We start from the raw sequence: 14,185 nt of genomic DNA, 5'->3' as shown, positions 1-14,185 counted from the left end.
AAATGATTAAATGAGAAAAGCCATTCGTTCAAAAGCTTTACTAGTTTCATTAATGTTAGTAATGTTGTTCGCTCTTGCGGCTTGCGGCTCCAAGAACAACAACGGAGCGGCTGAGTCAACAGCAGCACCAAGTGCCAGTGCTCCTGCGGAAACCGCAGAAGCGACGGCAGCACCTGAAGCAGAAGACGGACTTTATAACATTAAGGATTTCAGTAACATTAAGACTAATCAAGGTGAAGCTATTGATGGCGGAACAATTACTTTTGGACTCGTTTCCGACAGTCCGTTTGAAGGTACCTTGAACTTGAACTTCTATTCTGGAGCTCCAGATTCTGAAGTGCTGAATTGGTTCGATGAAGGCTTGTTAACTTGGGACAAAGACTATGTGTACACGAATGATGGTGCAGCAACTTATGAAGTAGCAGAAGATGGACGGACCTTTACCTTTACGATTCGCGACAATGTGAACTGGCAGGATGGAAAGCCAGTGACAGCAGAAGATTGGCTGTTCGCGCATGAGGTTATTGGTAATCCGAAATATGATGGTCCACGTTACGGCTCTGACTTTACGAATATTGAAGGTATGGAAGAATACCACTCCGGAAAAGCAAAGACCATTTCTGGTATTAAAGTTCTGGGTGAGAAGAAGCTGCAAATTACTTATCTTAAATCTTCCCCTTCCCTGTTAACGGGTGGCATATGGATTTATCCATTAGCTAAACATATCTTTGGTGGCATGGATGTTGCCAAAATCTCCTCATCCCCTGAAGTTCGTCAAAAGCCAATTGGCTTCGGAGCTTTTAAAGTGGAAAGTATCGTTCCTGGTGAGTCTGTAGTATTCGTTAAGAATGAAGATTACTGGCGCGGCGCACCTAAATTGGATAAAGTAATTTTGAAGGTAATCAACCCTACGACTGTTGTGCAAGAACTGAAGTCTGGTGGAGTTGACTTGGTGGATGCCTTCCCTATCGATCAATTCCCAGATAATGCAAAAATGTCAAATGTCGAGTATCTCGGTGCTGTTGACCGTGCATATACGTATATTGGATTTAAGCTAGGTAAATGGGATGCGGAGAAAAAAGTCGTTGCTACCGATCCTAAAGCTAAAATGGCGGATGTGAACCTGCGTAAAGCCATGTGGGCTGCTGTAGACAATGATACAGTGGGTAAGAAATTCTATAGTGGTCTTCGCTGGAATGCAACAACTTTAATTCCACCTTCCCATCCGGAATTCCATGATGCTTCTAATCCAGGTGTACCTTATGATCCAGAAGCTGCTAAGAAGATCTTGGATGACGCTGGTTACAAACTTAACGGTGAATTTAGAACGAATCCGGATGGCAGTGAGCTGAAGATTAATTTCATCTCGATGACAGGATCGGACATTGCAGAACCATTGGCTCAATATTATGTACAATCCTGGAAAGCGATTGGTCTGAATGTGAATTTGGAGATGGTAGAATTTAATACGTTCTATGATCGTGTTGGACAAAATGGTGAGGATGATCCTTCTGTGGATGTTTACCAAGGTGCTTGGACTGTAGGGATTGATGTTGACCCAACAGGTCTTTATGGTAAAGACGCGATCTTTAACTTCCCGCGTTACTCGAGTGCAGAGAATGATCGTTTGCTCACCGAAGGAGTCTCCGAGGATGCATTCGATGTAAATAAACGTAAAGAGATCTATAAAGAATGGCAACAGTTTATGGTTAACGAGATTCCTGTATTCCCTACGCTTTATCGTGCGGCCCTAGTTCCGGTCAACAACCGTATACTGAATTATGGAATTGGTGATGGAACTGGACTTTACTATAATGACATTGCAGTTTCTGCGGATAAAGCTGCAGTAGCTCAGTAAATAGAAACAACACAGAACAGCAGTTCAGGGAGAGTTTCCTGAACTGCTATTTGTTTGATTCTATTTGAATCGCTCATTTGGTTATTATTCGCTTCAAAGTGGTTAGTTGTATTTCATGCAACTAAAACCTAAATTTTAGAGCTAAGAATGTAATATAATTGTACTTCATACATCTATTTTCCGGATGTGAAGATAAATAAGGGTTATCGGGTGATTTTAACTGTACATACTACAACTAAATCGAAAAGGGATTCTGAACACAAGAAATAGCTGTATAAAATACAGCTATTTCTTGTGTTTTCGTATATTAGAGTTAATGTTGTAAGTTATAGAATACACTTAAGCTTGCGCTGAAGGAACAACCTTCTCGGCATATTCTATCGTTCCGCCACCGAGACATTGCTCACCGAGATAGAAGACAACGGCTTGGCCAGGTGTTATCGCTTTTTGTGGAACATCAAAGTCTACGTTTATCGTTCCGTCTTCCCGTGCTGTAAGGGTCACGCCCTGATCCGGCTGGCGATAGCGGAATTTGGCGGTGCATTTTAGCGGCTCAAGACCTAGCTCTTGCCCGTTAATCCAGTTTACACCGGAGGCAATCAGACTAGTGGAGTACAGGCTGTGGTGCTTGTCTCCTTGGACTACATAAAGAATGTTGCGGCTAAGGTCTTTTTCGGCTACAAACCAAGGTTCGCCGTTACCGGAGCCACCAATGCCAAGGCCTTGGCGTTGACCCAATGTATAGTACATAAGTCCATCGTGGCGGCCTTTGATTTCTCCAGTTGTTATATCTACCATATCACCCGATTGTGCTGGAAGATACTGGCTGAGGAATTCACGGAAGTTACGCTCACCGATGAAGCAAACGCCTGTGCTATCTTTTTTCTTGGCAGTATAGAGTCCAGCTTCTTCGGCAATTCTCCGAACTTCCGGTTTCGGAAGATGACCAATCGGGAACATTGCTTTAGAGAGTTGATACTGTCCCAGCGCATTCAAGAAATAGGTCTGGTCTTTATTGTTGTCTACACCGCGGAGTAGCTTGTACACACCATCTTCTTCTATAACTCGTGCATAATGTCCAGTCGCTACATAATCGGCGCCAAGCTGAAGGGCTTTGTTCAGGAACTCTCCGAACTTGATCTCTCGGTTGCACATGACGTCTGGATTCGGCGTCCGGCCGGCCTTATATTCATCGAGGAAATAAGAAAATACTTTGTCGAAGTATTCCTTCTCGAAATTAACGGTATAGTAAGGAATATCAATCTGCTCGCATACGCGGCGAACATCCTCTGCATCGCTTTCGGCCGTACATACTCCGAATTCGTCGGTATCGTCCCAATTTTTCATGAAGATGCCGATGACGTCATAGCCCTGCTGCTTGAGCAGAAGCGCCGTGACGGAGGAATCGACCCCTCCGGACATGCCGACGACGACACGGGTGTCTTGTTTTGCTTTTGTCATCGTAATCACCATTTCTGTACCCAAAATACCGGTCATTCATGGAACACCCGGCTCAAAATGTATTATAACATACCTGTCTACTGTAAAGCCTTAAATAAGAGGCTGAGAATAGAAAAATGTCCACCAGGGGTGAACATTCTTGCAAAATGTTTCGTTTGCCATTTCATTTGTGACTTCGAATATGATAACATAAACTAAGAGTAATCATCGGAATACCTTGATATGACAAACGCATGACTTACCGAATCAATAGTATACAATAACTAGACACTAAACCGAAAGAGGTGCCCCTTTGAAAATATCAACCAAAGGACGTTACGGACTGACAATTATGATGGAGCTTGCACTGAAATTTGGTGAAGGACCGACCTCACTTAAGAGCATCGCTGAGAAAAATGGACTTTCTGAACACTATCTGGAGCAGCTAATTGCTCCTCTGCGTAACGCAGGACTTGTAAAAAGTATTCGTGGTGCATACGGTGGATACATTTTATCACGTGAGGCTAGTGCTATCACAGCGGGTGACATCATTCGTGTGCTAGAGGGCCCAATTTCTCCAGTAGATTTTACTGAAGAAGATGATGCAGCAAAACGCGATTTATGGCTGCGTATTCGCGATAGCATCGCCGACGTACTAGATTCCACGACTCTTCATGACTTGATTAATTATAAAGAAGAGAGCTTGGCGGACAACTATATGTTCTACATATAGTTAATGTATTTGGAATAAAAAACTTAAAGTTATAGCATTATCGATGTTTAAGCCCCCTTTTTGGGGGCTTTTTTAATGGGAAAATCACATTCAGAGTAATCAATGAAGCTTGTCTTCTCGATTACCGGGAGAAAGGTCCAGGTTACTCTCGCTACGCAAAAAAAGGATGCCCTATATTCGCTCGGCATCCTTTTAATTAATCATCAGAAGTTTATTAATAGCTTATTGATTATCACCAAACCAGATGTTCTCTGTACCGGTCCGCGTGTCCGTCCATACGCTCACTAGACGGCCTGTTTGGGGGACAATGGCATTGCCGATGTAGTCCCCAATTAGGGGAATACCGGTGACGTCAAAGGAAGTTGTCGTTATACGGGTGTTTGTAAACGTCATCCCCCCATCTCTAGATGTAGCTAGATAAACATCAAGGTTGAGGGGATTGACTCGATTAGTGTAATAGGTAACGAATATTGCACCATCCGCAGGGGATACGGTGATGGCTGGGAAAAAGTTTTGGGAGCCCACCGGACTACCTGTAATGGATATTGGTGCCCCCCAATCTACACCGAAATTGGTGGAAGTGGCAAGAAAAATATCGGAATAACCTTCTCGAAAATCTTGCCATACAGCATAGACATTACCTCGCGTCGTCGGTGCATTAGAAATATCTGCTGCGAGGGAAGGGTATGTCAGACATCTAAATGTATATCCCGGCAATGGATCTGGTGGGACTACAACGCTGGCGACCATGGTTTCAGGAGTAAAAGTGACCCCACCGTCTGAGGATGTGCGAATTTTAAGATCAGTATTACCGGGAGGCTGATTGATCCATCCCACGATAACAATCCCATTTAATGTAATCGCTATACCGGGGAATTCTTCGAATTCTTCGACCGAAGACAGCAGGGAGGGGCTGGAATAGGTATTACCGTTATCTAGGGAACGATTGAAGAATATCGTATTTCCCGGTATGAATTGTGTGTTGTAATCATGCGTATAACCAGTATATACATTTCCAAAAAAAGGACTTGATCCAGCTTTGTCGGTGACAACGACCACCTGATCATCATTTACAAACTGCCCAAACCCTTGATTCACGATGACTGGCGGTCCGAATGAAGAAGCATTGTCGGCAGATGTATAGGATACGATCGACCCGCTGAGACCGTCTGAATCGAAGGCGTGGGCTAATACTACGAAAGTGGTCGGAAAAATATAATCAATATGTGGTGCTTCGATGCCTGCAAATCCTGTCGGTAACGGCAATAACGTTGTTGTCCAAGTGGCACCTGCGTCAATAGATTTGTATAAACCTATGTTAGGAGGGCCTGATCGAAGATCAACAGCTACGGCAACCATAACTGAAGGATTAAGCCAATTTACCGCGATAGTGGGCTCAAACTGAACGCTTGCGCTCGGCGAAATTTGAATATTAGCCATGCTAAGCTCCTTTCGTCATAGAGTTTTCGTTACTTACGGGTTCAGCTGAGCTATGAAAGTAAGTTCGGATTGCAGCACTCTTTGATGGGGGATGACGTTTCCTGACGAATCCGTTCCGAACACCGTGATAATCGTGTCTGCCGGTGCGTTTCCAGTTACGAGAAATTGGACTTCATAAGCTGAATTGCCTGCGATATTAAAACTGAGAAACTGGCTGGTGTTCGCATTAACATTTAATGAGTTGGAGTAGACTAAACCTTTACTAACCAAGGTATTCCATACGTAAACGTGATAGACTACGTTAGATGAAAAACTAAGGTTGTCATTATCGATATTAATGACCACGTTGGATGCTGGGGTAGTACCTGTGTTCGTAATGATGCCTGTTGTTGTTGCCATGAGCTTCACCTCTTTATTAGTTTGCTATATATATATGAATTGAGATTCATTGTGTTTGGACAAGGGAATCAGAAAAATCGCGGAAATTGGAAATATGAGAGGTATGCTATTATTCCATGAATCTCCCCTTCCTCTTGCCTCGCAACTTACAAATTAATCCTGAATAAATTGATAGAAAATGAGGGGAGGAGTGATGGAAATGGCTTTTACAACAGGTCTTATTACTAATACGAGAGCTACTGGTACTGCAGCAAGTAATGTAGTGGTCAGCGTTCGCAACACAAGTAACGCGAGTGCAATGATGATCGTCGAAGTTTTCGGCGTTCCATATTCAACGCTTGCACTAACACCACTGTATGTCACAGGTTATTATGTTCCAGCAATGAGTTCTGATGTCAGAGAGTTCTTCATTGCAGGGAATGTCGCTTACGAGGTTCAGGTAAGTAGTCCTTATCCATTGGCTAATGTGGTGTGCTCCATGTACGGATTGGATGAGTTCGGAAATCTTGTTACAGAACAGAGAGTGCTTCAATCTGAATTAACGGAGATTACCGCACTTTCTTTACCTGTATAACAGTATTTTGGGGAAATCAAGAAGCAACCACCGATGAGAATTGGGTGGTTGCTTCTTTTTTAGGCGCAATAAATCCTCTTAGAGGCATTCACACAGGCACAAAGGTGGAATTTAAATATACTAATTTTATACTCCAATGTAGAGAGAGGTAAAAATCATGGCGGATGTAGGAGTAGTTATGCCTTTGTATACCCAAAAACCGGAATTCCTCCGGCAAGCTCTGGAGTCTGTTCTGCGCCAAACCTTCACCGAATTTCGACTGATCATTGTAATTGATGGTGCGCCAGATATGGAACCGCTTGTGAGATCAATAATTGCCGAGGATTCAAGGGTAACTATTATCTCTTATGTACAGAACAGGGGTATTGCACATGCGCTGAATACGGGCTTTGATCTTTTATTTAGCGAACCCAGTATTCAGTATTTGAGCTGGGTCTCCAGCGATAATGTTTATGAACCCCGTTTTCTCGAAATCCTTCGAGGGGCACTAGTGAAGGGGCCGCAGGAGCTAGGAATCGTGTACAGTTCTTTTCAAAGTATAGATAACGAGGGAAACCTACTTCATAACGAGCATCAGCTAGCTACTCAGCGAAATTACCAGTCACAGCCCAAAGAGAGATTGCTGGATTACTCGCTTATTGGTGTTTCTTTCATGTACAAATCGCAGGTTGCGAAGCTTGTTGGGGGGTACGGAATGGAGCCGGTGGAGGATTATGATTACTGGCTGAGACTTGCTGAACATTGTGATATTCGCTTTATCCCCGTGGAGCTGGTGAATTATCGTGTGGACTCTACCTTTAGTGTATCTGCACAGTTACATTCCACTGAAAATCATCGGAGATGGAGATATACGTACCACTTGACCCGCCATCAGGCGCGATTCCGTAGAGGGATTCGTCCTATGATTACCGTTTTATATCCTGTAGTAAATGCTGGTGCGGAGGAAATAGCGAGGATAGAGAATTTGTATGAACAGACGTATAGCAATTATGAGTGTCGGGTGCTGGATTTATCACTTACGGGTCAACCATCTGTTCTAATAGGTTCAATCCCTCATCCTGCAACAGAGTTTGTTTACATGCCAGGAGTTGTGGAGTCGCACGCGATTTGTGGAGCGCTAGAGCACTTGTCCACTCCCTACACGATAGTTTTAGGTCCCAAGATTTTCATTGGAGCACTCGATATTGAATACATGCTGGAGGCTTTGATTACTACCGGTGGAGACACGATCTCCAATTATTATACAGATGATCATAGCTTGATTGGATTCCGGCATAGACATGTCCCATCGACTAAAAATCACTACTATAATGAGCTGTTTCGAAGCACAGACTTGTATGATTTGTTGAAGATCTATTTTTCCTAAAATAATATGTGAATGAGTGATCGTAATGAAGATTTTGTTCACCTTTTTCAACCCGAGCGGTGGCATGCAGACCCTGAACCGAGTGCGCTGCCAAGCATTATATGATCGCGGTGTAGAGTGTCATTTGTTGTACACACACCCTGGAAAAGGGCAGCAAAATATCCCTAATATTCAAACCTATATTACCAATAATGATGACGAGATCAGGGGACTGATCACTCGGGAAGCTTTTGACTTGATTGTAGTGTGTACGGATATTTACTTAGCGGAGAGGTTCAGAGGGTTTGGTTACAAGGGGCCGCTTGTTTTTGAGGTACAGGGATTGGGGACCTTAGATGAAGCGGAGCAAGTTATTAGTAATTTTAATGAGCGGATTCACAAGCTAACCGATGCACTGCTCTATCCAGAAACCACTCATTTGCAGACGCTTTTTAAAGGTGGATTTCCATCTATTCCTCAATATTGCTTTGACAATCCGATCGATTGCGATCAGTTTGGATATACCAATTATCCCGCAAAAAGCTTTCCCATCCTCGGCTGGGTGGGACGAATTCAAACGAATAAGAACTGGAGAGAATTTCTACAAATCGGACAACGGCTGCTGGCGATCCATCCCGAGCTTTATTTATGGATTTTTCAGGACGATACTTTGTTTGAGCCGGAGCAAAAAGAGAGCTTCGAACAATTTGTAGCCGAGACAGGGATTTCCTCACGTTTGATTTCGCATTCCAATGTTCCTCACGGGCAAATGGCAGATTATATGAGCATTATTGGTGACTCGGGAGGACTGCTCTGTTCCACCTCTATTCTCGAGGGGTTTGGGTACGCCGTAGCCGAGGCAATGTTGTGTCGTTGTCCTGTTCTTACTACGGATTCGGATGGCATTCGGAGACTTGTCATTAATAATCATACTGGAAAAATATACACAAGAGGGCAGCTGGATGAAGCTGTGAATGCTGCTTTATCTTTAATGCATGATCCAGCACTGCGGGACAGAATTAGGATGAATGGCGAATGGCATATCCGAAACAATCTTTCCTCCGGGCTGTATGCGGATAGATTTCTCCAGATGTCTCATCAATTGATGAGACGCCGGTCTAAGATCGAGCGTCGATGGTCTTAACTCTGCGGTTATGCCGCAGGGTTAAGATGTTTTTTTAAATATAGGAATTTATATGTTTACGTTATAAATTATCCTTCTATTTCTGTGCCTCTTCAATTAATTCCTTTGCATCATTCCTAACATTTCCGACAGCCATGGAAACTGGATAGGCTCGCATTAGTTGTTGATCATACGGTTTCAGGAGCTTTATTAGAGAGGTAGTGTCCTGATTGCCCCGATCCAGCCATTCTGTCTCATCCTCAGGCTTCAAAATAACCGGCATGCGATTATGGATTTCAGCCATAAGCTCGTTCGGAGTAGTCGTTATAATCGTGCAGGTACTTAGTTTATTACCCTCAGGGTCCATCCAAATATCATATAATCCGGCCATAGAGAAAATACCTCCATCGCGCATCACGATCCGCATGGGTTGTTTGCTGCTGCCCTGCACCTTCCATTCGTAGAAGCCGTCAGATGGGATGATGCAGCGGCGTGAGCTTACTAAGCGCTTGAAAGAAGGTTTCTCCAGCAGCGATTCTGCCCGGGCATTGATCATTTTACTGCCGATTTTGTCATCCTTTGCCCATGAAGGAACCAGGCCCCAACGCAGTTCCCCAAGCTTATTGCTGGAACCTGTATGAATGACTGCCGGAATTTGCTGCATGGGCGCGGCGTTATATTTAGGGGCATAGTGGATAATGGTTGAATCATTCGCAAAATATCTGACCATCAACTCTTCCATAGTGACGGTTATTGTATAGCGTCCGCACATTATTTACACTCCCTAGTCAGTAGATTAGAAGTTCACTCCGTTTACAGCTTAATTTCATCATGTTATGCTCGGAATATTTCTTATTATAAACGAAGCGGAATGAATGAAGAAAGAGGTGCTCATTGGTGATTTTGGTAAGCTCTTGTCTAGCTGGCATGAAGGTGAGATATAATGGTACGGATTGTTTGGATGAGAAAATTCAGAAGCTTTTGAATGAGAATCAAGCGATTGCTGTGTGTCCAGAGTTGCTGGGAGGATTCTCAACGCCTAGAGAACCAGCCGAAATCATTGGTGGGAATGGCGAGGATGTGCTGGCAGGGACGGCTAAAGTAGTGGATCGATCAGGTACAGATGTTACAGATATGTATTTAGAGGGTGCTTATATTACGCTTGCAAAAGCCCAAGAGGTATCAGCTACGATGGTAGTGCTTAAAGAAAACAGTCCTTCTTGCGGCAGCAGTATGATTTATAATGGGGAATTCAAAGGGAAGAAAATAGCCGGAAATGGCGTTACTACAGCTTTACTTAGAAAAAATGGCATTGAGGTAACCTCTGAAGAGAACTGGCTACTATAATCCTAGCTTTCATAGGGAAATGATTACAATATTGTGTTCTTTCGCTTGTGGAAAACTCACTTCTCGCGCGGTATAATTTAATAGTTCCAAGTATAAACGCCTTCGGCGTCCTTTTTAGGACGGTTAGCGTTTAAGCGAGAAATATAAGGATAATGTATAATGTGAAATTTATACCTTCTTATATTTTTAGAAGAACTAGTTTCCTATACTCTAGAAGCGGAGAAATGAATATGAAATCCATCTATTTGGACCACGCCGCATCAACCCCGGTTCATCCCGAGGTGGCTAAGGTCATGCTGAATATAATGACAGAACAATATGGAAATGCATCGAGTGTACATCAGTTCGGGCGTTCAGCTAAAAGAATATTGAACGGGGCGCGCGATAATATCGCCGCCTTTTTGGGCTGTTTACCTGACGAGTGGGTGTTCACTGGAGGCGGCACCGAGAGCGACAATTTAGCGCTCTATGGAGCAGCAGCTGCAGTTTCCCATAAAGGAAAACATATTATCACCACCCAGATCGAGCATCATGCAGTGTTACATACCTGCGAAGAGCTAGAGAAGGAAGGCTTCAAAGTTACCTATCTCCCTGTGGATTCGACGGGCAGGGTATCTGTTACAGACGTAGAGGCTGCATTGCAGGAAGACACGGTGTTGATCAGCGTAATGTATGCCAATAATGAAGTCGGCACCGTTCAGCCTATCCAGGAGATTGGTCAGCTTGCTAGAGAACGGGGAATTCTGTTCCATGTAGATGCTGTACAAGCTCTAGGTGCACTCCCTATTACACTCCGAGAGCTTCCAGTAGATTACATGAGCTTTACTGCTCATAAGATCAATGGGCCTCAAGGGATCGGTGGTTTATACGTTCGAAGCGGAGCGCCACTGCATCCAAGACTTCATGGCGGCCTCCAGGAGCGCGGCAGACGTGCCGGAACAGAGAATCTTGCCGGAGCAGCTGGGTTTGCCAAAGCCGTTGAAATAGCGGTTAAGGGTCTGTCAGAACGTCAACAGAATATGAAGCTCCTACGCAGTAGACTGCTCGAGGAGCTGGATACTCTGATTGGACGGGAGCGTTACTCGCTTAACGGTAATACCGAGGAGTTTTTGCCTAGTATTCTGAATTTGAGCTTCCCAGGGGCTGGGACAGATGTTATGCTGATGAACCTGGATATGGAGGGGATTGCGGCAGCAAGTGGTTCGGCTTGCACCTCAGGATCCCTGGAAATATCTCATGTTCTGAAAGCAATGGGACTTCCCCAAAATATTTTAGAGTCTGCGATTCGATTTAGTATCGGTTTGGGTAATACTACTGAAGAAATCGAGTACGTTGCTCGAAAAGTTGAAACCATTTTGAATCGCCTACGTAAATGAGACTAGTTACTCTAGGTTTCGATCTGTATCGGGACGATTCGGGCTTTTGGCTTTCTGAGAACTCGTAAGTACACTCAAAGTGAGGGGACCGAGGCAGCCATGAGACTACAAGATCTGATCGGCTTGGCTGTATTTGAAGTTGAAGAGGGGAATGAAATCGGCAAGATTGTCGATATTCTACTCGATTCAAACTGGAATATTACGGGTATTGAACTGGAAAGCAAATCTTTTTTTGGTGGCCATGTGAAATTTGTGGCATGGAAAGATATTGTGGCCTACGGCGAGGATGCTGTCATGATTCGTAGTAAAGAGTCGATTGATAAGACAGATGCCGATCATATACCTTGTACTTTTCTATTAGGAAAGAACAAACTTAAGGATTTGAAAGTACTGACTACAACTGGAACTATACTTGGACGAATATCGGATGTTTATTTTGACCAAAAGTTGGGAAACACAATAGGAGCGCTGGAAATCAGTGACGGGCTTGTGACTGATTTGATCGAAGGCCGCAAATGGCTGCCTTGTTCTGATGAGATGTCCATTGGTGAGAATGCTCTAATGGTTCCTGCAATGAGCGAAGAACGGCTACAAAAAGCCATTAATATTGTTAACGGATAGGTGGAATGTATTATATGAAGTGTCCAAACTGTAACTCCAAAGATATCGGAAAGATTGGTTCCCACCAGTTCTATTGCTGGGGCTGTTTCATTGAATTGACGGTAAACGGCGAGAAAATGTCGGTGTATCAAGTTGAAGAAGATGGCACACTCAGCTCGCTGGACGATCTGTTCTCCGGGGATGATATGACTCAGGATTTCCCGCAAATTCATGCGTCGTCTTAACTATGAATCTTGCTTTGTAAGCAAGAATGATCTATGTACTTAAAGCGTCAATCTCCTTTCAGTTGAAATCAGCTGCAGGGTTATTGGCGCTTTTTTTGGGTTCCCCGCAAAGCATCGAAGCAAAGGCCTCACTTTGTGGGGTTATTTTGTGTGCTTGATGGTTATTTTGCTGCGGCCATACATATACTTATTTACGAAGCTAGTCCAGGCTACAGTCGCAGGAGGGTACACTCATGGAGCAATGGTCCCAAAGTAAGTGGTTCCGCTGGATGATCGGAGTGCTGCTCTCCCTGATCATTTTGTATTTCGTTTGGTTGCTTCGTCCAATGCTGCAGGGGATATTTGTATTTTTGAAGGCAATCCTCGCTCCATTTCTGGCAGCTATGATTATTTCCTACGTGCTGAATCCCGTCGTTAGTATGCTGGCCGGACGGAAGATGCCGCGTAGTGTAGCTGTTCTACTAATATATGCAGTATTCCTAACGGCGATTGCAGTGATTGCAATTAACCTTATCCCGATGTTTATCGAGCAGCTTGAAGAGTTGAATGAACATTTGCCAGAGATGACGCTGCAAGCCCAAGGGCTGATGCGACATATGAATTCTAGACTAATCCCGCCCGGGGTCGAGATGGGGATGAACAACTGGTTTTTCCAATTGGAAAGTCGTCTCGCCGAAGGGATTTCTAATTTTCTCGATAATATAGGGACAACGATTAATGTGCTGTTCAATGCTTTTATCGTACCGTTTCTAGTGTTCTATATTCTGAAGGATTTTGATGTGTTTGAGCGGACGGTGGTGTCTTGTCTGCCCCGCGCACGCCGCAAGTCTATTGTAACTTTGTTAAAAGATATCGATGATGCACTCGGCAACTACATTCGTGGACAGTTTCTGGTCTGCATTATTATAGGTGTGCTTGCTTATATCGGTTATGCCATCATCGGAATGCCGTATGCTTTACTGTTTGCCAGTGTAGTGGCAGTGTTCAATATTGTTCCGTATATGGGTCCCTTTTTGGGGGCTGCACCAGCCATTGTAATGGCTTCGACTGTTTCTTTTCGTTTAGTGCTGTTGGTTGCAGTGGTTAACACAGTGTGCCAAATCGTGGAAAGTAACATTATTTCACCACAGGTGGTGGGAAAGAAACTGCATTTGCATCCACTGCTCATTATTTTTGCACTTCTGGTTGGCGGTGAATTGGCGGGAATGATCGGACTTATCCTTGCTGTACCGTTCTTCGCAGCTGCAAAAGTCGTTATTCAACACTTTATGACGTATTTAATCAAACGAAAGCCCGTGTAAATAGGGTAAAACATTGACTATAGTCAACAGTTTTGTATATAATGTTGGGGAATATTACTGATGAACAGTCGGTATATATAGTTGATCGATGATGAGGAGTATTAATTCTATACCGTTATTGCAGAGAGCCGGCACTAAGGTGCGAGCCGGTTAACGGAACGGAGTGAACTCACCTCGGAGTAACGGCGCAAGTTTCAGGAAATCCGCTAGACATAATGGATGTCCTAGGTGAACCGCCGTCGCCTCACCCCCGCTAAAGGGTGCAAAGTGAGTGGCAGAATAAAGTATATTCAGCCGCTAACTAGGGTGGTACCACGGGAATTATAACCTCTCGTCCCTAGCGATAATACGCTAGGGATGGGAGGTTTTTTTGTAAATATAAGAGGGTATAGGTTTCCCGAAAT

General features: G+C 44.0%; 14 protein-coding genes. 10 read left to right on the top strand and 4 right to left on the bottom strand.

The features are described 5' to 3' along the window. Positions 1-10: 10 nt before the first annotated feature. Positions 11-1,858, top strand: a complete 1,848-nt coding sequence (locus MHI27_RS24210; RefSeq protein ID WP_076284829.1) for an oligopeptide ABC transporter substrate-binding protein — start codon at positions 11-13, stop codon at positions 1,856-1,858. Between the two features lie 339 nt (positions 1,859-2,197). On the opposite strand, the gene mnmA is transcribed toward MHI27_RS24210, so the two are convergent. Continuing rightward, on the bottom strand, positions 2,198-3,319 hold the full coding sequence (mnmA, locus tag MHI27_RS24205) for a tRNA 2-thiouridine(34) synthase MnmA (RefSeq protein WP_179281720.1): 1,122 nt from the start codon (positions 3,317-3,319) through the stop codon (positions 2,198-2,200). A 292-nt stretch (positions 3,320-3,611) separates the two neighbouring features. Between mnmA and cymR the strand changes: the two genes are divergently transcribed. After that, positions 3,612-4,031: a cysteine metabolism transcriptional regulator CymR gene (gene cymR / locus MHI27_RS24200; RefSeq protein ID WP_042191066.1), complete on the top strand. Its 420-nt coding sequence runs from the start codon at positions 3,612-3,614 to the stop codon at positions 4,029-4,031. A gap of 222 nt (positions 4,032-4,253) precedes the next feature. Here the strand turns inward: cymR and MHI27_RS24195 are convergent, their stop codons facing one another. Together MHI27_RS24195 and MHI27_RS24190 are read right to left on the bottom strand one after the other, a co-directional pair. Next, a complete protein-coding gene (locus tag MHI27_RS24195) occupies positions 4,254-5,471 on the bottom strand; it encodes a sialidase family protein (protein ID WP_076284828.1) in 1,218 nt (405 codons plus the stop codon). A gap of 33 nt (positions 5,472-5,504) precedes the next feature. Continuing rightward, the gene (locus tag MHI27_RS24190; protein ID WP_042191062.1) at positions 5,505-5,870 is read right to left on the bottom strand and encodes a hypothetical protein; all 366 of its coding nucleotides are present in this window, start codon (positions 5,868-5,870) and stop codon (positions 5,505-5,507) included. Between the two features lie 199 nt (positions 5,871-6,069). Here MHI27_RS24190 and MHI27_RS24185 point away from each other — a divergent pair, with 199 nt between their 5' ends. The 3 genes from MHI27_RS24185 to MHI27_RS24175 all read left to right on the top strand — a co-directional run bounded on the left by MHI27_RS24185 (position 6,070) and on the right by MHI27_RS24175 (position 8,933). After that, complete coding sequence (locus tag MHI27_RS24185; protein ID WP_042191060.1) at positions 6,070-6,444, top strand: hypothetical protein; 375 nt, start codon at positions 6,070-6,072, stop codon at positions 6,442-6,444. Positions 6,445-6,601: 157 nt separating this feature from the next. Continuing rightward, positions 6,602-7,810: a glycosyltransferase family 2 protein gene (locus tag MHI27_RS24180; RefSeq protein WP_405174861.1), complete on the top strand. Its 1,209-nt coding sequence runs from the start codon at positions 6,602-6,604 to the stop codon at positions 7,808-7,810. A 25-nt stretch (positions 7,811-7,835) separates the two neighbouring features. After that, complete coding sequence (locus MHI27_RS24175) at positions 7,836-8,933, top strand: glycosyltransferase family 4 protein (protein WP_405174860.1); 1,098 nt, start codon at positions 7,836-7,838, stop codon at positions 8,931-8,933. 76 nt (positions 8,934-9,009) lie between these two features. On the opposite strand, the gene MHI27_RS24170 is transcribed toward MHI27_RS24175, so the two are convergent. Further along, the gene (locus tag MHI27_RS24170; protein WP_405174859.1) at positions 9,010-9,684 is read right to left on the bottom strand and encodes an SOS response-associated peptidase; all 675 of its coding nucleotides are present in this window, start codon (positions 9,682-9,684) and stop codon (positions 9,010-9,012) included. Between the two features lie 125 nt (positions 9,685-9,809). Between MHI27_RS24170 and MHI27_RS24165 the strand changes: the two genes are divergently transcribed. From MHI27_RS24165 to MHI27_RS24145, 5 genes are all read left to right on the top strand, one after another. Continuing rightward, a complete protein-coding gene (locus MHI27_RS24165; protein WP_341129594.1) occupies positions 9,810-10,259 on the top strand; it encodes a DUF523 domain-containing protein in 450 nt (149 codons plus the stop codon). Positions 10,260-10,489: 230 nt separating this feature from the next. Beyond that, positions 10,490-11,635: a cysteine desulfurase family protein gene (locus MHI27_RS24160; RefSeq protein ID WP_405174858.1), complete on the top strand. Its 1,146-nt coding sequence runs from the start codon at positions 10,490-10,492 to the stop codon at positions 11,633-11,635. 99 nt (positions 11,636-11,734) lie between these two features. After that, positions 11,735-12,256 (top strand): PRC-barrel domain-containing protein, encoded by a 522-nt coding sequence (locus MHI27_RS24155; RefSeq protein ID WP_042191050.1) that lies wholly within the window; start codon positions 11,735-11,737, stop codon positions 12,254-12,256. A gap of 14 nt (positions 12,257-12,270) precedes the next feature. Beyond that, a complete protein-coding gene (locus MHI27_RS24150) occupies positions 12,271-12,480 on the top strand; it encodes a hypothetical protein (protein WP_036677557.1) in 210 nt (69 codons plus the stop codon). A 233-nt stretch (positions 12,481-12,713) separates the two neighbouring features. Further along, complete coding sequence (locus MHI27_RS24145; protein WP_042191048.1) at positions 12,714-13,781, top strand: AI-2E family transporter; 1,068 nt, start codon at positions 12,714-12,716, stop codon at positions 13,779-13,781. Positions 13,782-14,185: the final 404 nt, after the last annotated feature.

Source organism: Paenibacillus sp. FSL H8-0261, assembly GCF_045040645.1.
Classification (GTDB): domain Bacteria; phylum Bacillota; class Bacilli; order Paenibacillales; family Paenibacillaceae; genus Paenibacillus_AQ.
Note: the sequence above shows the minus strand (reverse complement) of the source record. Positions and strands in the feature narration are given on the sequence as shown.